Annotated in this window: 8 protein-coding genes; 6 read left to right on the top strand and 2 right to left on the bottom strand. The window is 52.8% G+C overall.

The genetic code is table 11. From position 1 onward, the window contains the following. Nucleotides 1-4 precede the first annotated feature (4 nt). Nucleotides 5-2,485: a glycogen/starch/alpha-glucan phosphorylase gene (locus tag RBB82_RS24510; RefSeq protein WP_433975721.1), complete on the bottom strand. Its 2,481-nt coding sequence runs from the start codon at nucleotides 2,483-2,485 to the stop codon at nucleotides 5-7. Between the two features lie 663 nt (nucleotides 2,486-3,148). On the opposite strand from RBB82_RS24510, the gene RBB82_RS24505 reads away from it, so the two are divergent. The 4 genes from RBB82_RS24505 (at nucleotide 3,149) to RBB82_RS24490 (ending at nucleotide 10,634) form a co-directional block, all read left to right on the top strand. After that, entirely contained in the window at nucleotides 3,149-3,832 is a 684-nt protein-coding gene (locus tag RBB82_RS24505; protein ID WP_433975720.1) for an inorganic pyrophosphatase, read from the top strand. 867 nt (nucleotides 3,833-4,699) lie between these two features. Then, the gene (locus RBB82_RS24500) at nucleotides 4,700-7,387 is read left to right on the top strand and encodes a response regulator (RefSeq protein WP_433975718.1); all 2,688 of its coding nucleotides are present in this window, start codon (nucleotides 4,700-4,702) and stop codon (nucleotides 7,385-7,387) included. After that, nucleotides 7,384-8,310: a diguanylate cyclase gene (locus RBB82_RS24495; RefSeq protein WP_433975717.1), complete on the top strand. Its 927-nt coding sequence runs from the start codon at nucleotides 7,384-7,386 to the stop codon at nucleotides 8,308-8,310. The genes RBB82_RS24500 and RBB82_RS24495 overlap by 4 nt, the downstream gene beginning before the upstream one ends. Nucleotides 8,311-8,825: 515 nt before the next feature. Beyond that, nucleotides 8,826-10,634, top strand: a complete 1,809-nt coding sequence (locus RBB82_RS24490; RefSeq protein ID WP_433975715.1) for a mechanosensitive ion channel domain-containing protein — start codon at nucleotides 8,826-8,828, stop codon at nucleotides 10,632-10,634. Between the two features lie 535 nt (nucleotides 10,635-11,169). Here the strand turns inward: RBB82_RS24490 and RBB82_RS24485 are convergent. After that, the gene (locus RBB82_RS24485; protein ID WP_433975713.1) at nucleotides 11,170-13,878 is read right to left on the bottom strand and encodes a putative Ig domain-containing protein; all 2,709 of its coding nucleotides are present in this window, start codon (nucleotides 13,876-13,878) and stop codon (nucleotides 11,170-11,172) included. 868 nt (nucleotides 13,879-14,746) lie between these two features. Here RBB82_RS24485 and RBB82_RS24480 point away from each other — a divergent pair. Continuing rightward, the gene (locus RBB82_RS24480) at nucleotides 14,747-15,028 is read left to right on the top strand and encodes a hypothetical protein (protein ID WP_433975712.1); all 282 of its coding nucleotides are present in this window, start codon (nucleotides 14,747-14,749) and stop codon (nucleotides 15,026-15,028) included. Between the two features lie 1,882 nt (nucleotides 15,029-16,910). Next, nucleotides 16,911-20,408, top strand: coding sequence for a carboxypeptidase regulatory-like domain-containing protein (locus tag RBB82_RS24475; protein WP_433975711.1), 3,498 nt, complete (start codon nucleotides 16,911-16,913; stop codon nucleotides 20,406-20,408). The last annotated feature ends 230 nt before the right edge of the window (nucleotides 20,409-20,638 follow it).

Below are 20,638 nucleotides of genomic sequence, written 5' to 3'. Positions count from 1 at the left end.
CGTGTTACCGTTCGCCAGTTGGGAGAATAGGTCGGACGTTCCAGATATCATGCGCATACTCTTTTATCGTCCTGTCACTTGAAAACTTGCTCATCCGCGCCACGTTAAGAATGGCTTTGGAGTTCCATTTGGCAGGATCAAGGAAGGTTTCCGATATTACTTCCTGCGTGGCAAGATACGAACAGAAATCTGCCAGATGAAGGTAGTGGTCACCCTCGTCGAGAAGGGAGCTTCGGATAGGGATGAAGATGCCGGGTTCACCAGGAGAAAAGGTATTCGCAGCAAGACTGTCCAGAACGCGCTTTATTCGCCTGTCTTGGTGATACCAGTGCCAAGGATCATAACCATTCGACCAAGCGCAGCGCACTTCCTCTGCGTGCAGGCCGAAGATGAAAATATTGTCTTCTCCCAATTCTCGCAACATTTCAACATTGGCTCCATCGAGGGTCCCGACTGTCAGTGCTCCGTTAAGTGCGAACTTCATATTGCTGGTACCGGAGGCTTCCATTCCTGCGGTTGAGATCTGCTCACTTAGATCGGCGCCCGGAATGATAATTTCGGCCAGGGAAACCTTGTAGTCAGGGAGAAAAACGACCTTCAAAAGATCCCCAACTCTCGGATCGCTGTTGACCACTGAAGCAACGTTGTTTATCAGATTGATGATCAGTTTTGCTCTGAAGTATCCCGGCGCCGCCTTGCCGGCAAACACATGCACGCGCGGAACTTCCGGGAACTTATCATCCTCAATAATGCGGAAGTACTCGTCGATTATGGCAAGGGTATGCAATAACTGGCGCTTATATTCGTGAATTCGTTTCACTTGGACGTCGAACATCGCCAGCGGATCAACACGCACACCTGTGCAGTCAAGAATCGTTCGGGCCAACTTCTCCTTATTGGCATATTTGACGGCGAGGAATCCCCGTTGCGAGACCGGATCGTCGCTAAAGCGTTCCAGGCCGAGCAGGTGATCCAGGTCTTTACGCCACTGCTCGCCGATCCTCTCGTCAATCCACATGCACAGCGCGGGATTTGAATGCATCAGCCAACGACGCGGCGTGACGCCATTCGTCTTATTGTTGAACCGGCCCGGGTAGAATTCATTGAAGTCGGGCACCAACTGTGATCTAACCAAGTCTGAATGTAACTCCGCAACTCCATTAACAGAGTGGCTCCCAACAATCGCAAGATTGGCCATCCGGACCAGTTGCGGACTCCCTTCTTCTATTAGCGACATACGCTCAAGCCGATGGTGCTCGCCTGGCCACCGGGTGGCTACCTGACCGAGAAACCGATGGTTAATCTCATGAAGAATCTGAAGATGGCGCGGCAGGACCCGCTCGAACATGTCAATGGACCAACGTTCGAGCGCTTCGGGCATCAGGGTATGATTGGTATAACCGCAGCTTGCCTGCGTAATCTCCCATGCCTCGTCCCAACCCATCTCGTGCTCATCGATCAGCGTTCGCATCAATTCTGTGACGGCGAGCGCCGGATGCGTGTCGTTCATCTGGATGGCGACCTGATCTGCAAACTCCCGCGGGTGTGAATACCGTGACATAAAGCGGCGGAAGATATCACGTACAGCGCACGCAACGAGAAAATATTCTTGTGTAAAGCGAAGATAGCGTCCGGTGTCCACTGCATCCGATGGATACAGCACTTTGCTCACGGTCTCGGACTGTATCTTCTGCTCTACAGCCTTGAAATAATCGCCTTCATTGAAAATGTGGATATCAAATTCGTCCGATGCGCGTGCTGAGAACAGCCTCAGAGTATTCACTGTGCGCGCGTCCTGACCTACAATCGGGAAATCGTGAGGAATACCAATCAGGACCTTCCAGTCCATCCACATTGGATTGTATTGTCCTAGCCGGTCGACACCGTGCTCAATGCGTCCGTAGATCGGAACGATAAAAGCCTGATCCTGATGCTCGATGAGCCAAGGTGACTGCTCGCTGGCCCAGTAATCCGGCTTTTCTTTCTGGCGGCCGTCCTCTATCTCCTGCCGAAATAGTCCGAATTCGTAATTGATGCCGTATCCAAAGCCGGGCATGTGTAGAGAAGCGAGCGAATCTAGGAAACAGGCAGCCAAACGTCCCAGGCCGCCATTACCCAATGCCGCATCTGGCTCAACTTCAAGCACATCCGAAAGACGAAGGCCAAGCACCGCCAAAGCATCTTCAATCACATCATACAAGCCAAGGTTTTGAAGATTATTCCTGAGTGATCGACCTAGGAGGAACTCCATTGATAGGTAATAGACGGACTTGGCGTTTGCCGAGCGAAATCGTGCGGCGGTCTCCAGCAGGCCATCAACGATGCCCGGACGCAAAACCAATGCGGTAGCTCGAAATAGTTCATCTGGTGTGGCATTACTTATGCCTTTGGCAAATTGATTCCGAAGAACTTGTTCAATGGCAGTCGCCCAGTCATTTGAGATAGTAGGGGGAAGGGGAGCAACTGTCGGACTCTGTAGCTTCATGTGATTGCCCTCATCATGGTTCTGTAGACTGGCCGTCAGAAATTCCTTCAATGTGCATGGCCGGATCGAACGACAAAGCACTCGGTGTTTTTTGCTTATGCGAGGTCGCTTTTCCCAAGGCTATTCGGCGATCCGTCCCTCCAAATGATCAGCTACTTGCCGTACTGATGCGTAGGCATACCACGCCCGCTCTAAAGAACTGATCCAAGTTAAATCGCAAGGAATACGAGGATCTATCACTATTTTTTGCAACATGAACCGCAGACCAAATCGGCCGGTCGGAGTTACCCGAACGATTCTTAGAGTTTCTTGCCGCTTTTCAGTGATATCGGGAGGAGGTTTGATTGTTGATCACTACAGCAAATCAGAGGATAGGCTATCCGAAAACAATTGCTTCCACTGAACTTACTTGTCAGTTAGCGAGAGTATACTCCACGTACTTGCGGCTCGCGCTATTTATGATTCTTATTTAGTTGAGGTAAGTGTCTAACCAATACGCCTATAAGCTTCCCATTCACTGTCCGATTATGGTTCGGCGTTGGAGAAATGACCGAAACCCGATTGCACGCCATGAGTATGATCAACTAGTGCGAACATAATAGAAACCTAACCTAAAGCTTCTCATCTATCCTACCGAAGGAACCTAGAAAGAATTGGTTATCCATGAGTAAAGCCGAACAGCCATTGTGGAAGTTACTAGGCGTACTTTTTAAGCCACACCCTTGGCATGGAATATCGCCGGGAGAGGATGCACCGGCGATTGTGCAGTGCTTTATAGAAGTTGTTCCTTCGGACACGCTTAAATACGAGATCGATAAAATTTCCGGGTACCTGAAAGTCGATCGTCCTCAAAAATACTCAAACTTATGTCCAGCGCTGTATGGGTTCGTCCCTCAAACGTTTTGCGGAGAAAGCGTGGCTGCTTTCTCTTCTGAGAAGATTGGTCGCGTTTTAGAGGGAGACGGTGATCCGCTTGACATCTGTGTCTTGACAGATCGTCCGATCCAACATGGCAACGTCTTAGTCGAATGTATTCCCATCGGAGGATTCCGCATGCTAGATCAAGATGAAGCGGACGACAAGATTATTGGAGTGCTCAAGGACGATGCCACCTACGGTACATGGACAGACATCACGCTAGTACCTGAGCCAGTGCTCGATCGACTACGTCACTATTTTCTTACTTATAAGCAAGCGCCAGGTTCAACTTCAGGTGGCTGTGAGATCACTCACACGTACGGATATAGCGAGGCGCAAGAGGTAATTCGTCGTAGCCTGAGCGATTATCAAACGAGATTTGGCGACCTGGAAGAGATTTTGGGCGCTGCGTTGAGCGTGATGAAATGAACGAGAGACAACAAATCGGCGCCTAATATCGAGATTTACTTCGAAGAGCCGGTTGACTCAAAACGAACGTTACAAGATATGGTTTCAGACCAGGGGCTCCAATTGCTGATTTAGATCGAGCAATCATCATGGCTGGATCCAGACAATTGATGCCACAGTGCTCGGTCCAATTGCAATCGACCTAGTTCTGGACGGAAATAGCGACAGTATCGTTTATTACTGGCCATATTGACACTGGCCCAGCTGCTAACTATACGGCTTTCACCCATGGCAGGTGACATATGGCTGGATCAGCATCGAGGAATCGTTATAATCTCTGACTTCACTCCGAGAATCGAAATAATTGTGACCTAATGGCTTATTCCAGTCAACGAAGATACCTCGGGTAACTAGTGTAGATCATTCTAGACAGGTAATGCAAAGATACCGTTGAAAGGCGCCCAGCGGTCTGTTGCCGTCTACTTGCTCGAGAGGAATTCCATTCTGCTTACTTTCCACTTACTATACCAAATACCCCTACAATTAAAAGTGGTTTCTTACGAAAAGACGAACGATCTTATGCACAGGATAGTTATTGCGTCAGTGCTGAAATTCACTATTTATCGGGGATGAGTGGAATTCGATTTACTCGAAAATAGGAGCCCAGGAGGGGATCGCTACTTATAAAAATAAGGTCGTGGCCCAAAGGTGCTACATCGAGGGAGGTTGGGGAGGGGTAAGCTCCTGCATAACAACAGAGTCCTTTATAGGTGTCGCATGGATGCTTTCAGTTCTACGTTGGGCGGATATTATGACCTTCGCCTAGTTACTGCCTCCGTTCTTATCGCAATATTTTCAGCATACGCGGCGCTTGATCTCGCAGGGAGAGTGACGGCGGCAAAAGGGATGCTACGCTTCGTCTGGCTGGTGGGTGGTGCCTTAGCCATGGGGGTCGGTATCTGGTCAATGCATTACGTAGGCATGGAGGCCCTCCGCCTGCCGGTGCCGGTGCTGTACGACTGGCCGACCGTTCTGCTTTCAATGGTAGCGGCGGTATTTGCGTCTGCGATAGCTCTTTTAGTGGTGAGCCGAAGGACAATGACGATTCCTGCCGCGATCCTTGGGAGTCTGCTGATGGGCGGTGGGATTGCTGCCATGCATTACATCGGCATGGAGGCTATGCGGCTACCCGCGATGTGTAGTTATTCCCGCGGCTTGGTCGCGCTTTCCTTAGCCCTCGCAATTCTCATCTCCTTTGTAGCGTTATGGTTGACATTCGCAATGAGAGGGCAGACATCGACGTGGAGTTGGGGGAAATCCGGCTGCGCACTGATAATGGGGCTTGCAATACCCATCATGCACTACGTGGGAATGGCCGCCGTCAGCTTCATGCCGACTCCGCTATTAGCTTCCACTCTCAAACATACGATCGACATCTCTCAACTTGGAGTAGTTGGGATAGCGCTTGTGACCGTAATGGTATTGGGACTAGTAATCCTAATGTCTTTGTTGGACCGCCGCTTTTCCGTTCAGGCTATGGAGCTCGAATTGAGTAAACAGCACTACACAATGATGGCCGCAATGGACACTGAACGGGAACGAGTGAAGATTGCCGAAGCAGGAAGCCAGGCGAAGAGCGAATTCCTCGCGAATATGAGCCATGAGATTCGCACTCCGTTGAACGGCATAATCGGTATGACCGATCTCACACTGGAGACCGAACTAAATCGAGAGCAACGAGACTATCTGGAAACTGTCAAACTGTCCGCCGACGCGTTGCTTAATGTGATCAACGACATCCTTGATTTTTCAAAAATCGAAGCAGGCAAGGTGGACCTCGAAGTAATCGAGTTTAATCTGTGCGAATGCATTGAAGGGGCTCTCAAGACACTGGCACTACGCGCTGATGAGAAGGGGCTTGAACTGTTGTGTGAAGTCTCCCATGAACTGTCGGACGCAATGATGGGTGATCCCGGACGCCTCCGACAGATCTTGATCAACTTGGTAGGAAATGCTCTAAAATTTACCGCAGAGGGCGAGGTCAGCCTAAAGGTCCGAGCCGATTTAATAGAGGAGAAGGCCACGACTCTTCACTTCATCGTTTCCGATACTGGCGTGGGTATCGCACCGGAAAAGCTAAAGGTAATCTTCGACTCCTTCAATCAGGCCGATACTTCAACGACGCGCGAATTTGGAGGGACCGGCCTTGGCTTGACGATCTCCAAGCGTCTAATTGAAATGATGGGTGGACGCATTTGGGTGGAGAGCGAGCCAGGAGTAGGATCCCACTTTCACTTCACAGTTCGCTTGGGAAGCGCAACAAAGCATGAGACTGTGATCGAAAACAATGTTGGCCCCGTGATCTTGCGCGGAATTAAGGTTTTGATAGTCGATGACAACCGGACGAATCGTCGAATCCTCGAGGGTCTTGTCAAGCGCTGGGGGATGATTCCAACTACGGCATCCGACGGAGAAAAGGCGCTGAATGCGCTGTCGGAGGCACGAAATAACAATGAGCCATATGGTCTCATCCTGACCGACATGCACATGCCCAGGATGGACGGATTTGGCCTGGTGCAACACATCAAAGAGAATCCCGAGTTATCAACGTCGACAATCATGATGCTGACTTCGGGTGGCCAACGGGGCGATGCAGCACGTTGCGAAGAGCTCGGGATCGCTGCCTACCTTCTGAAGCCTGTTCGTCAAACCGAACTGCGAGAGGCCATCGCACGAGTCCTCAGCATAAGGGAGCAAGTTGGAATTGTGCCTATGATCACACAATATTCACTGCACGAAAGCCGCGGCTCAGCAAGGAGCTTGGACATTCTTCTTGCGGAAGACAATGCGGTTAATCAAAAACTGGCGATACGCCTTCTCGAGAAGCGGGGCCACCACGTAAGCCTCGCCGCCAATGGCAGAGAGGCTCTGGCGGCCTTAGAGAAGAGATCCTACGATCTGGTGCTGATGGATGTGCAGATGCCCGAGATGGATGGATTGGAAGCTACTATTCAACTTCGTAAGCGAGAGAAAGGACTCGGAACGCGTCAAGCAGTAGTGGCCATGACGGCACTCGTGATGAAAGGTGACCGCGAACGTTGCTTAGAGGCTGGCATGGACGGATATCTATCTAAACCGATCCGTCCGCAGGAACTCGACGACTTGCTGGACATTTATATTGCGAGGGATCGCGAAGTGCCTTCTGTCTTGGAATCAAGCAATTCACCGGAAAATCCCATCTGCACAGAAGAGCTTCTTGAACGAATAGATGGCGATCGAGTCTTTCTTTCTGAGTTACTCGAACTACTGCGGCTTGATTATCCGGAGCAGCTAAAAGCGGCACGAGCTGCGATCGCGAACGGGGATCCTTTGGCCCTGCAGCGAGTTGGACACGCTTTAAAAGGCGCATTTGGTAATCTGTCGGCTCCCATTGCATCCGGGATCGCGGGTGAGCTGGAGCTGCTGGGAACAGCCGGCGAAATTGCCTTAGCAGAACCCAAAGTAATTGAGCTTGAGAAAGAAGTAGCGCGTGCGATCGAGGCATTAGAAGGCTTGTGCCTGGAGGCAGTAAAGTGAAGATTCTCATTGCAGACGATGATCCAATCTCGCGTCGACTGCTGGAGCGAACGCTCCAGCACAGCGGCTATGAGGTCATCACCGCTGAAGATGGTCGGCAGGCTGCATCTGAATTGTCGAAGGCCGATGGACCCCGACTTGCATTAGTCGACTGGATGATGCCTGAGCTGGACGGTCTAGGCGTCTGCCGTGAGGTACGGGCCAAACATGACGATTCTTATGTCTACATTCTCCTACTCACATCGAAGGAATCAAGTGAAGATGTTGTGAAAGGATTGGAGGCGGGAGCGGATGACTATCTCACTAAGCCATTCCACCCCGCAGAGTTAAAGGCAAGATTACACACTGGGCGCCGCATTCTTCAGCTTGAGGATAAATTGATAGAGGCCCGTGAGGATATGCGCTTTAAGGCTACTCATGACGCTCTGACGTCATTGTGGGATAGAGGTGCCGTTCTCGCCCTCTTGAGAAATGAACTGTGCCGGTCGGCTAGGGAACTCACGTCGGTCTCATTATTGCTTTGCGACATCGACCATTTCAAACAGATCAATGACATACATGGTCATCCGATTGGCGACGAGGTTTTGGAAGAGGTGTCCACACGTCTTCTCGATGCGGTTAGGTCGTATGATGCAGTGGGTCGCTATGGCGGAGAAGAGTTTCTGATTGTCCTGAGCGGCTGCGATGCAGAACACTTGGAAGCGCGCGCTGAACAGGTGCGGAAGGCAATCAGTGATGTTCTATTCTCTACGGCACAGGGGCCAATCTTCGTATCTTTGAGTATAGGGGCCATCACAATTCAAAACTGGGACAAATCTAACCCCATTGAACCGCTTCTAAAGCAGGCGGATATCGCCCTCTATCGTGCGAAAGAATCGGGCCGCAACCGGGTGGTCTACGCAGAGGCGTTCGCCGCTGTGTGATTGTTTGGTATGTAATTGATGTTTTGTGAAATCTTATTAGAGACTAAATACGACTTTAGCCATATCGCAGCCTTTGACTGGAATTGTTGCCACACCCCTTATCCCAAGGTCATCCGCCGGCTTCAGTGCGAGGAAAAGTTGCACAGTCTCCCAAGCGAAATATCCTGCATAACCTCGTCGAGGTTTTAGACGACGAAGACCTCCTATGGCCCGTCATGGGCTTTTGCTCACCCGAGACGGCCTGTCCCCCCTGCAAGCGCTATCTGATGATTCTTAGCAAATCTGCGGATGCTAAGAGTCCAGCGACCGCACGTAGTTCGATCTCCAGAAGTTACGTCGCCCGTATCATAGGAGTCGATTGACCTGCCTGCTTTTCCTCAGAACACGTTCAGCAAACTAATGAACGGGATGTGACCGATACTTCGAAAGATGCCGTCAAAGTCCTTCATGGATATAGTTACAAACTTAGTATCCAATCAAGAGGTAATCGAAGGGGCTATTTTGAGGGTGTGCGTATGACTCGGGTCCGTAAGGTAACCATTGCGATCTTATTGGTTGTACTGAGCACCGCGTTGGCAGGCACCTTTCTGACTCGCGGGATAATGGAATATCTTCCGTTTTTGCAGACTAAAAAAGGAAATTGGACCGGAGAGTATGTAGCGTATGGGATCGTCGACCAGCGGCCGTGGCAGACTGCTGCCACTCTGGCAAGCATGGCACAGTCCGCGGAGGAGCGGGAGTTCGCGCGCGAGGCTGAGAGGCTTGCCGATCACGAGGTAGACCAGGCCTTTTCGCAGTCTCTAAGGCAGGCGAGCCTAGAGAAGCCGAAGCTGAATGGCAAGGCTTTGGCGCTGCAGCAACGAGTGACGGAGCTTCAGGCGATCGTGAAGAGCGATCAGTCTCGAATCGCGGCGTTGACGGGAGGTGCGGGAACCACGGCGGATGCGGCGAAAAGTAGCGACCTTGACGTTGCAAAGGCCCAGCTCGGTCTCGACCAGAATGAGCTGGATGACTCCATCTTGGATCTTTCGCGCGAGAGCGGCGATCAGCGAGTCAAGATTCAACAGGAATTGGCGGCGCGCGCGGCCGCGATGAAGAAGTACGACGACAACGTTTCGAAGGACGAAGGGCAGACGGCCGTTACCTCTTCAGAGCAGTACAGGACTCTGGCGCAACAGATCTCGGCGTGGTGGTCTCACCGCAACAGAAGACAGTTGATTGCTCAAGCTGAGCGGCTGGCTGCGGCGGATGTGGCTGCGCTGACTGGCGATCAGGAAAGAATGAAGGCCGAGGCCGTTGCCAATGCTTCTGCAGCAACGGTGTCCTTATCGAGCTCCGAACGGGTAGAGCGTCTGCAGCGGTTGGCGGCGCAGCAAAATATCCAAAGCATCCTGAACGATCGCCTGGGAGCGCAGCAACAGCTCGTCGCCTTGTACGAACGATGGGGAAAGCAAGTCGAGATACAGAACAAGATTGTCATTCACCTGATCCTGCAATCGCTCGCCGTGATCGCGGCAATCTGTTTGCTGATGATACTCGCGGCGTGGGGACTTCAAGTGGCGCTCGAGCGGGTGTTCAGCGATCGTCGTCAGAAACAGACACTGAAGACGGTTCTGAACCTGGGTACACAGCTAGTCGGCTTGTTGCTGGTCCTACTTGTCATTTTCGGCGTGCCGCATCAGACGCCGACGATTCTCGGCTTGGCGACTGCAGGATTGACGTTGGTCTTCCAGGACTTCATCTTGGCGTTCTGCGGCTGGTTTGTGCTGATGGGACCCAACGGTATCAGGGTACACGACTGGGTAGAGATTGATGGCGTCGGGGGAGAAGTGGTGGAACTCGGGTTGTTCCGCACCTGGTTGTTGGAGACAGGAAACTGGACGGCCAATGGTCATCCCACGGGAAGAAGAGTCTCTTTTCTGAATGGTTACGCCATCCGGGGAAAGTACTTCAATTTCTCTACCGTGGGACAGTGGATGTGGGACGAGATCAAGGTCAACATACCGCAGGGCACGAGCATTCATCCGCTCATTGAAAAGATATATGAAGCTTCTGTGAAGGCGACGGAGGCCGACGCGAAGCTGGCGCAAGAGGAATGGAAGAGGGTGACACACGAAGAGGGATCGCCTCAGTTCAGTGCGATGCCCTCGGTCAACCTGCGGCCGGCAGGCGCGGGTGTCGATCTCGTCGTACGATACATTACGCGGGCTGGGGTGAGGTTGGGAACCAGAAACTATCTGTTCGAGACGATGGTCGACCTGATGCAGGGCGAATCGAAAGACAGCGAGGACAGCGATCGACTACCACTCCAAAAAGCAGAGTAAATATGCCCCGGCTTTAGAGAGGTTACGATGGGAACGCACGCAATAGTACGTATGTGCGGTGGGGAACGCGCGATCGGCGACGCGGCTACCATCCTTACAGTTGTCTCCGCGCTGAGACATACCGAGTCCCTTCCCAACATAGCGATGGCACGCCCGCCGGCAACTCAGCTAGGTTCTTTGTCTCCGCGAAGAGTGGGTCCATCTAAGCGATCGCTCTCTCATCTTGATGATCCTAGACTCACCGCTCGTGGCCTTGGGAGCCGCTCCCGCTACAACTCCAATAGAAGAAGCGACATTTTGTGAGAGCTGCTTCGGTGTGGTGGATCTTCGCATGGCATAGCGAGTCGTGAGTTACTAATACGCGGCTCTAAGTCGAGCCCTCGTGATGTGGAGCGTCTATCTTTCCATCGCGTTGCCCTGTGTGCTCCTAGCGTAGTGGCGGCTGTCTACATCAAGACGGACATAGCACTTTACTCTTGATATCGACAGCTGACCACTATTCATAAGAACAGGCACAGGGCGATGCGGCCAAGCGTTATGGTTCGACAGCTCCGATGGATGGGGGATTCGGACGCGTGACTCCATTGTAGTCAAGCGCCGGAACCCCAGTGTAGGTTACTCCCGTACCGTCTGCGGGGCTTCCCGAAGCCAAGTTGAAGTTGAAGTTATCGAGCTCTGCTTGACTAAACGATGTGCCACTCCCAGTAGGTAGATTGACGAAGTCAGGGTTGACGCACTTCTCGCTGCTGTATCCGGTGGGGCAGGTGAAGCCGTGTCCGATGCCGTAGTAGATGTTGTTGGCGCGATTGATGGTGCCGATGACCTGGCCGGAGGTGCTACCGCTGGGTGCTGGTTCCTGGAAGTACCAGAGTCCAGGGCCACCTTGTAGTCCTCCCAGGTTGTATGTTGCCGGGTTGTCGTAGCCGATGACGATGTTGTCGTAGAAGTTCAACACGGCCGATCCGCATCCGTTATTGTTGCCACCTTGACCTGGGGAGTCCCAGCAGGAGATGTCGAAGACGGTGGGTGAGTATGTGACGATTGTGTTGTTTGCGATTGTGAACTTACTGTTTTGCCTGAAGTCGAAGGGCAGCGTATCGTCGGCGCGGCAGAAGTCGGCCAAGTTTGCATTGTAGGTGCTTGGTGCGCCGGTGATGGGCGACGCCATGCGGTCGCAGTCACCGATGGCGACGTTGTTTGTGATGACAGCGGTGCCGAAGTTGCCTCCGATCTTGAAGGTTCCTCCGCCGTTGGAGTAGGCAATGGAGTTTGTGATGCTGAGGGTGTAGGGGCCACCGGTGTCGATGTGACCGAAGTCGAGTCCATCCTGGGTGTTGTAGATGAACTTGGAGTGGTCGATTGTGGCGGAGAGACCTGTGCCGTGCGGTGTGCCGACGCCATCGCCGTAGCCGCCAGTGCTCTGGCCATAGCAAGAGACAACCGGGATGGCGTGAACAGCGGGATACTCCTGATTGCATCCGCTCCACTCGATAGTGGAGTAGAGGAACTTCCAGTTGCCGTTGACGATCGGCGTCGCGTTGCCGTCGTCGAAGTCCCAGCCTGCGCCGCCGTTGAAGGCTATGTCGCATCTTAGGCAAGTAACCAGACCGCCGATTGGTCCTTTGATGCCGCGGCCGATGTGGCCGTGGATCCAGAGGTCCTGCATGAGCAGGTCGTGGGTGGTGTTGTCGGTGTGGACGCCGTCGGAGTCGTAGTCGTCGGTGGGCGAGCCGCTGGAGCAGGTGGCAGGGATTGCCGGACTGCCGAAGGCGATGCACTGCGAGTGGCGGGTGACCTCAAGGCACTCCACGTCGACAAATTTTGCGCCGGTAAGGTTGAGAGCTTCGGTGACACCATATCCGCCGAAGATCTGAGTGAGCTGCGAGCGGCTGGTGACGCCACCGCTACTGCAGGCGGCGTAGTTCTCGCCGAGGATACGAGTGTGCTGGGTGGCTGTGCCTGCGGGAATCGGGGGGTTGTAGCAGCCGAAGTTGCCGCCGCCGCCGAAGCACCAGGTGTAGCCTGCGCCACAGCCTGCTCCGCTGCAACTGCCGGGCTGTGCGTCGAAGCCGATGCGCCATGGGCCGCCGCGGATGATGACGGTGTCGCCGCCGGCGATGACCCAGGCGTCGCTGCCATAGCTCTGGTCGTCCCAGAGATAACGGGGATCCTTGAAGGCGCAGTGCTGGTTAGTGCCAGAGCCGGAGTAGGCGGTGTCCGCCTTACCGTCGCACTGGCCTGCTGTCTGCTGGCCGGAATAGCGTGTGCCTCCGTCGGAACGGATATACCACGTCGTTCCGGGACCAGTCTGTGCTGCAGCGGAAACTGTAATTGACGCTGCGGCCGATCTGGTCTGGACTGGACTTCCGTTGTCGCTTACGGTCGCGGTAAAGGTTGAGGTACCGGATGCGGTGGGATTGCCGGAGATTGTCCCGCTGGTCGCCGCAAGGGTTAGTCCGGCAGGAAGGCTACCGGCGCTGATCGACCAGGTGTAGGCCGGTGTGCCACCGGTTGCCGACATCGGAGCCGAATAAGCTGTGCCATCGGCACCAGCGGGCAACGTTCCACTTGTGATGGTGAGCGGTTGGGCTGCAGTAGGTGCTATGGTAAACGAGACCACAGCAGATTTATTAAGCACTGGACTCGACGAATCCTTTATCGCCGTGGTGATGGGAAAGCTGCCGCTGGTTGTTGGTGTGCCCGAGATTAATCCGGTGCTGGCCGCAAGACTCAGCCCCATTGGCAGGCTGCCAGTGACGATCGACCAAGTGTAGGGTTTGCTGCCTCCTGTTGCGGTTAGAGACTTCGAGTACTTTGTACCCTTGGTGCCAGTGGGTAGGGCCACAGTGCTAATCGATAGTGCTGACTCCTGGATAAGTAGGGAGAATGCAACAGAGTCGCTCAGAACTGGGCTTGAGGAGTCCGTAACCGTTATAGTGACGGGCATAACGCCGCCAATTGTTGACACCCCGGAGATGGTTCCGGTGCTTGCAGCGAGGCTGAGTCCGGCGGGTAAACCGCCGGAAGTGATCGACCAGTTATATGGGGTGGTACCTCCGGTCGCCGCCAGGATCTTTGTGTAACGTGCGCCCTTGACGGCGGTGGGTAGGGACTTATTGGTGATCGATAGTGGTAATACTGACGCTGCTAGAGACGAGATCGAACCTAGGCAAAAAATAACGAGCGCGAATGTGATGCTTACTGCTAGGGTTCTATATGTTTTTCCCAAAATATACCTCGACATTAAGATCGGAAATGGCTGCTAAGTTCATGCGACTTAGCCATAGATAAAGCGAGGCTGAGGTGCTCGGATGAACGTTGAAGGTTTGAAAGATGGTCCGGTCGGGGAGCCGAGTCCGCCACTTTCGTATGAACCATGCAAACTCGCATCTGCAGGCACAATGCACTCGTGCAGAGAATTCGCAATTGAACAGGGGACCAGGGTGTAGATCGGAGAAAGCGAAGTTACTCGAGGCAACTTCCAATTGAAGTAAGTATGGATCTACCTCAAGGTGAGGGATATCCCACTTCCGTTACACGCAGGTATTCAAAGACTAACGAAACTCCCTGAGAGATTTGCATGGACCGTCATCCTTGCAACGCATATTGGCAAATCCGGCATGGAATCGACCGCAATAAGCTGAACAGTTAGAGAACTATAAATGCCAACTCGTATATTCAGCGGATATCCACCCTGGATAACGGCATGTAAGAGGACATTGAAGTCCGGACAAGCAATATCCTCAAAAGGGGACTTTATTTCAGAAAAGAAATAATTTGCTGATCAAGGGATCCGACTATTGCTTATTACTCTCTGTATCGATCGATAGACGCGTAAATTCGGCTATCTTACATGTGTCCATTTCCCGGTTACATTTTTTCTGATTGGCACTGAGGGTGAGCAGAATAAGAGTTCGCACATATGAGTAGGGAACAGACCGAAACCACTTCACACACGAGATCAGGCTTGCCCCCCGCGGCACGGGCGGAGACAACCCAACGATTTCCGTTTGCGATGCAGGATGATCGCAGGCGGCTAGATTTTAAACAAATTATTTATTTAGAAGGAGCCCTGATAAGCCAACGGCGAGCACCTTGGTTATAATCTGCCGATGGATGCCAGAGTTTTAATTGTCCGTGTGGATGAGGGATATAAGGTTAGAGTCTTTCTACTGGATACACCGACACGTAGTTGGCTGAAGGTTTATTACAGCAAAGCATTTTGCATGACGGAACTCAAGGCTGCCGAGGTAATCATGCCTGCTGAAGCAAAGGATGCGCTCACCGACTACTTCGACACTGCGGGGGAATTGTTCATATTTCAGACCGACGTTGAACCTAATTGGCTGAGAGTAATGGGATTTACCGAACTTAAGAAAGTACTCATTAACTAGCTTGATAGAAATGGGCCCTCGGGGCAGAATTGACCAGTTAGTGGGGACTAATTGGAAAGACAAGCAACTTCGGAAGCAACGTCGTGCTAGTTACCGAAAAGTCTTACTTCGGCTCCCACTTGTAGTGGTTGCTTGCTGCTTTCAAGTTGAAAGATACGTTCTTCATTGCACTTGACGATAATTCAAAAAGGCGTGGCACCTAATAGGCTATGGACTCTGCAACCGTCGGTAGATTGTCGACCTTCGACTAAGCCACGTAACTATCCAATGTCTGAGCTAGCTGCGAGCCACTTCAACCGCAATCGCCATCATTCCTTCTAGGGCTCTCGTCAAAAATTCGCTCGTACAGATTGTTTTGCAGTGTCCGAAAGATGCTAACTTGTGAGCATTCGTGACTCTTATACCAAATCGCGGCGGTATAGCCATTCTTGTGGCGATTTGCGCCGTGCTCGACTGCTGAAAGCGACGTCAACGTGTGACTGCCCAAAGGCAGCGGCCGGACTTCATGCGATACGTCATGTAACAATCGTAAAAAACATGACATTTGATCAAAAATAGTATCGGCGCGTGTGAACACCGACGGTAGTAGTACAACGACAAGTGTTGCGGCGTGCATCAAATTAAATACGCTATATTGAGCAACAGAGCGAAATTATGGAATGTATTGCTTATCTCTGGAATTCCAGCGATCGTGAAGGAAACAACTTTATTTTGTGTCTTAGTCAGCTTGAATCAGTCGAAGGCGGAGCTCCCACGGAAGCATTCCCCGACGAAACTAAGCTTTCCGAGAGACTAACTGATATAGGGACTCGCGCGGATGCTATAGTCACCCACCTACAGGGTCTACGGAATGCCCGACACTCCACCTATTTCCACCTAGAAGTTTCCCAGAGAGCTTTTGAAAGTTTCGGGCGTCGCAATAATTAGCATATCGGACACTGGAAAAAGTTTAGCCCCCGACGCGGCCTTTCTTTGGGTTTATTTCTCTAGGGGCACTATCCAACTTCTTTAGGTGTCTGTACCATTTGTCTTTTCCGCGCCTCTACTTCGACCAAAGATCAGAGTGCCCCCGGAAAAAGCCTGCTTTCGCCACGTACAATCCCCCCAACGTTCAACAAGTTCCCCATCATCTGTATCCGCGGCCTACGCCGGAAACCAAGCCGACGTCGAAGAAACTGTTAACAACCCTTTCTACGGCTTCAATCTCGGCTCAACTCATATCCGCCAGGCCCAGGCCCGATAACGCCACCTTCTTCGCCTTCCAGAGTCTTTCGTCCGCCTCGCCCGCAACCACCGCTACACCGATGGCGTCTGCGCTTGCGACACGTGGCCTGAATCGACTGCAACGGCTCCATCAGTGCAACAGCCGTCATCATGACTCTGATGGTCCGACCTGCCTGCGTCGTTTTGATAATCAATAACCTCCCATCTCGCTGATGAAACATTGCGCAGAGCGGGTCGGAATTCATCTTTTCACGTTCAGTGGATGAGGCGGGGTGGCCATCCGGCTGTCGACGTCACTTCATAGCAGGGAAGTGGCCCGCATACCAAAAATGAACCACTTCTCGATCTCGGAACAACCCGCTTCCCTTGAAAGCAAGGATAATAGTATGAGCGCTCAATAATCGTATGGGGATATCTGGCTTCATATACCTTCATTTAAATGTGCTTTGTAATCATTACATTTACAAAAATGGTTGACGAAATCATATCTGTTCCCCTATCTTTGTCGTTCTGTGAGCGCTCAAACAACCTTCACTGTAGCGATTCTCGAGGAGACCAGATGAACACGCAAACGAAAAGGGGTTGGTCGGCAAGAAGATTCTGTGCAGCCAGAAATTACCTGTTGCTCTGCATTCTGTCCCTTGTCCCAGCCCTCTCTATGGCCCAGCAATTTACCGGACGAGTCACAGATGCGTCTGGGGCGGTCGTGCCCAAGGCAACGATTACGGTCCTCAACCAGAAGACGAACGTCTCGATCACTTCGAAGACCACCGGTGCCGGCGTGTATACCATCCCTTACTTGACTCCGGGCCTGTACACCGTCATGGCTGAATCAGCAGGCTTCAACCGCGTATCCAAAACCGAGATAACGCTGGCTGTGGGACAAACAGCCACGATCGACTTTGCTCTCACTGTCGGTGCAGTCAGCGAGACCGTGACGGTCAGAGACGATCAGGCACTATTGAACTTCAACAGTGGAGATGTCGGCGAAGTCGTAGAGAACACCCGCGTTACAGAACTGCCCCTCAACGGCGGCGACCCGAGTACTCTCGCGCAGTTAAGCGCAGGCGCAAACTGGTACGGCGCGAAGCAGTACCAAGAACCGTTCGATGACACGGAGGCTGTGCTCTCAATCAACGGTGGTGGTGCCGCAAACAATGAACTGATGCTCGATGGCACATCGAACGAGGCTGCAAAGGGCGACGAGTACAACGGAACGAACGGCCAGGTTGGTTACATTCCGCCGGTGTCTGCGGTACAGGAATTCAAGATCATCACGAATCCGTACGATGCGCAGTACGGACGTGCATCTGGTGGCGTCATCGACATGACTCTCAAGTCGGGGACCAACAAGATCCACGGAACCGTCTATGAATTCGCCCGCAGAGCGTACCTCGACGCCAACACCTGGCAGAACAACTTCTACAAGAATCCTCGCAGCAATCAGAAGCGCGATCAGTATGGCTTTGAGTTGGATGGGCCTGTGGTTCTGCCGAAGTTGTACAACGGAAGTAATAAGACCTTCTTCCTCCTGCAGGGCGAGAACTGGAATGGCATTGAGCCGGCCGCCGCGGTCAGCAGCGTTCCGCAGCCTGAATGGTTGACCGGTGACTTCAGCAACACTACCTACTTCGATGGTCCGTCGCAGAGCTACAAGCCTCTTACGATCTATGATCCGCTCACGCTTCACGACAACGGGAGCGGTGTTCTGGTCCGCGATCCATTTCCTGGGAATAAGATCCCAGTGGGCCGACTCAATCCTGTCGCTCAGAAAATTCTGTCCTACTATGCAAAGCCAAACGCCACGCCGACCGCTGGTTTGAATACCTGGCAGAACAACTTCCAAGCTCCTGCGCCACAGCAGAACATCTACAGAAATGCCCTCGCCAAGATCGATCACAACTTTACGAGCAAGGACCGATTCTCTTTGCGATATGGCTTTTGGGAGCGGTTCCTGACCGCGAATACAACCGGTATGCCGGGTGTTGCGGGACAGGGTTACTACCCCCACGCAGAGCGTAGCCACTCTTTTGCTGAGGACTGGACGCACACCTTCTCTCCCAACCTGCTACTCGATTTCCGTTCGAGCGTAATCGTCCGCGCCGGCTTCAACAATTACAGCCAGTTGGGCTTCGATCAGTCGACGCTCGGTTGGCCGTCGTCGATGATTGACGGACTTGGCATATTCAACAAAACGCTTCCCAATATGCAGATCAGTGAATTTACCGGGATCGGCAGCACCGGGGGCCAGATGGCACTTGGAAACTCGCTGGCCATGTTGCCGACGATGACATACGTCAAGGGCAAGCACACGATGCACTTTGGTCTCGACTGGAGAATCCTTCAGGCGAGCTGGCGTTATGTTCCCGGAGGCGTTTCACTCAGCGCCGACCGCACCTGGACACAGGCAAACTATGCCCAGGGAGATCCCGCAAGCGGTAACTCCATCGCTTCTTTACTGCTTGGAACGGCCAGCGGCGGCAACGTCAGCATCAATCCAGTGAACTTCTACTCGCAGCACTACTACGCACCATTTTTTCAGGACGACTGGAAAGTTTCATCTCGCCTCACACTCAATTTGGGGATGCGGTATGACCTTAATGGCCCCCCGGTTGACCGGCATAACCGAATCGATTACGCGTTCGACACTACCTCCGTCAACCCTGTAGATGCTCAGGTAGATCACTCGCTCGTCCCCGGACCCGTGATTGGTGGTCCGCGTTTCGCAGGCGTGAACGGCGCTCCGCGTCCGTTTTATTCCCTGACGAAAATTAACTTCGGCCCTCGTGTGGGCTTCGCGTTCCAAGCTGATCCTAAGACCGTGTTCCGTGGCGGCTTTGGGCTCATGTATCGCAATGTGAACCCAGGACCAGCGCAGTACGGATTCTCGGCGACCACGCCTTATGTTGGCTCGCTGGACGGAAACAAGACGCCTATAAACAATCTCTCTAACCCGTTCCCAACCGTGTTGCAGCCACAGGGTGCGTCACAGGGACTTGAGAGTTACCTTGGACAAGGTGTGTTCTGGATCAACCCCCACTATCGGACGCCGCAATTCTGGACATTCTCTGCAGGTATGCAAAAGCAGCTTTGGAAGCAGGACGTGCTCGAAATCAATTACGTCGGGACTCGTACTCGCTTCAATGACAGTAGCGATAATCCAAATCACGTCAGCAAAGCGTCATACGCGCAATGCAACATTTTGCTGGGTGGCGATCCGTACTATTGCAACAACGCTCCCGGAGCGTTTGTGAAGAATCCGTTCCAGGGACTGACGCCGTTTCAGGGAACAGGCTACTACAGCGCGCCGACGATACAGGCCGTCAATCTGACACGTCCGTTCCTCGGCTTCACGGACCTCGGGGAGTATCAGCTAAACGATGGAAAGTCCTGGTATGACTCGCTGCAGGTGACGGCTCTGCATAAGTGGAGCAATGACCTCACGATGCATGCCACCTGGACATGGTCGAAGATGATGGACTCCGGCGGCTACAACGACGCAGTGTACCGAATCCCAGTCCGCACGATCGATCAGAACGACATCACCCACCGCATTACCGTCTCCGGTGTCTATTTGTTGCCTGTCGGCCGCGGTAGACAGTTCCTGGGTGCCACTAATCGAGTGGTTGACGGTTTCCTCGGCGGATGGGAGCTCGGGGGAATCTATATCTACGAGACTGGAAAGCCCTGGTTCCTGAACGGACAGACCATGTACACGGGCGGCGGCCGGGTTGATCGCAAGGCTGATCCAACGATCCCCAATTCCATACGGGGAGCGAGGGCCTGTACTGAACAGTATGTCCAGGGCAGCCAGGCATTTCAATGGAACCTGACCCCGGTCGATAGCGCTGGATGCGGTGGCACCTATAACTTCATTGCGAATCCGCAATACGCAGCTCAGCCAAACATCATCTACACCGGAATTCGTACGCCGAACTATTGGAACATCGACACCAATTTGTCCAAGAACTTCAAGGTTCACGATCGGCTGACCCTACAGACTCGTTTGGATACCTTCAACGTTCCCAATCACCCAATCTTTCAATCGAACTATGACTACACGCCGACCAGTCCTACTTTCGGTGTCTTCCTAAAAACCAGCGGACAGACCAACCTTCAACGCCAGGTTCAGCTTGCAGTCAAGGTTATCTGGTGACCTTTCAGGCGCTTCGAAAATCCTACCCACGCCTAGCGGCCAAATCTTGGCCGTTAGGCGCTGCTCCCACGTCACTCTCAAGCTTGCTCATTCGCCGAGGTGTCACTAGGCGGACCGAGCCTGACCCCCGAAGCAGGCAAGAGGAACACCTCAGAGCCCAGGTCCCTGCTCACGGCGTCTGCTAACTGCCCTTCTGCAGCAAGCAGAATTGATCTCCGGTTCCCCAGGTA

Origin of the sequence: Tunturiibacter lichenicola (assembly GCF_051013355.1) — a bacterium.
GTDB lineage: Bacteria > Acidobacteriota > Terriglobia > Terriglobales > Acidobacteriaceae > Edaphobacter > Edaphobacter lichenicola_F.
This window is presented reverse-complemented; position numbering and strand designations above follow the sequence as displayed.

What these genes read in the sequence shown, in the direction of transcription:
- RBB82_RS24510 (WP_433975721.1), bottom strand. Translation starts at nt 2,485, where the DNA reads ATGAAGCTACAGAGTCCGACAGTTGCTCCCCTTCCCCCTACTATCTCA.
- RBB82_RS24505 (WP_433975720.1), top strand. Translation starts at nt 3,149, where the DNA reads ATGAGTAAAGCCGAACAGCCATTGTGGAAGTTACTAGGCGTACTTTTT.
- RBB82_RS24490 (WP_433975715.1), top strand. Translation starts at nt 8,826, where the DNA reads ATGACTCGGGTCCGTAAGGTAACCATTGCGATCTTATTGGTTGTACTG.
- RBB82_RS24485 (WP_433975713.1), bottom strand. Translation starts at nt 13,878, where the DNA reads ATGTCGAGGTATATTTTGGGAAAAACATATAGAACCCTAGCAGTAAGC.
- RBB82_RS24480 (WP_433975712.1), top strand. Translation starts at nt 14,747, where the DNA reads ATGGATGCCAGAGTTTTAATTGTCCGTGTGGATGAGGGATATAAGGTT.
- RBB82_RS24475 (WP_433975711.1), top strand. Translation starts at nt 16,911, where the DNA reads ATGGCCCAGCAATTTACCGGACGAGTCACAGATGCGTCTGGGGCGGTC.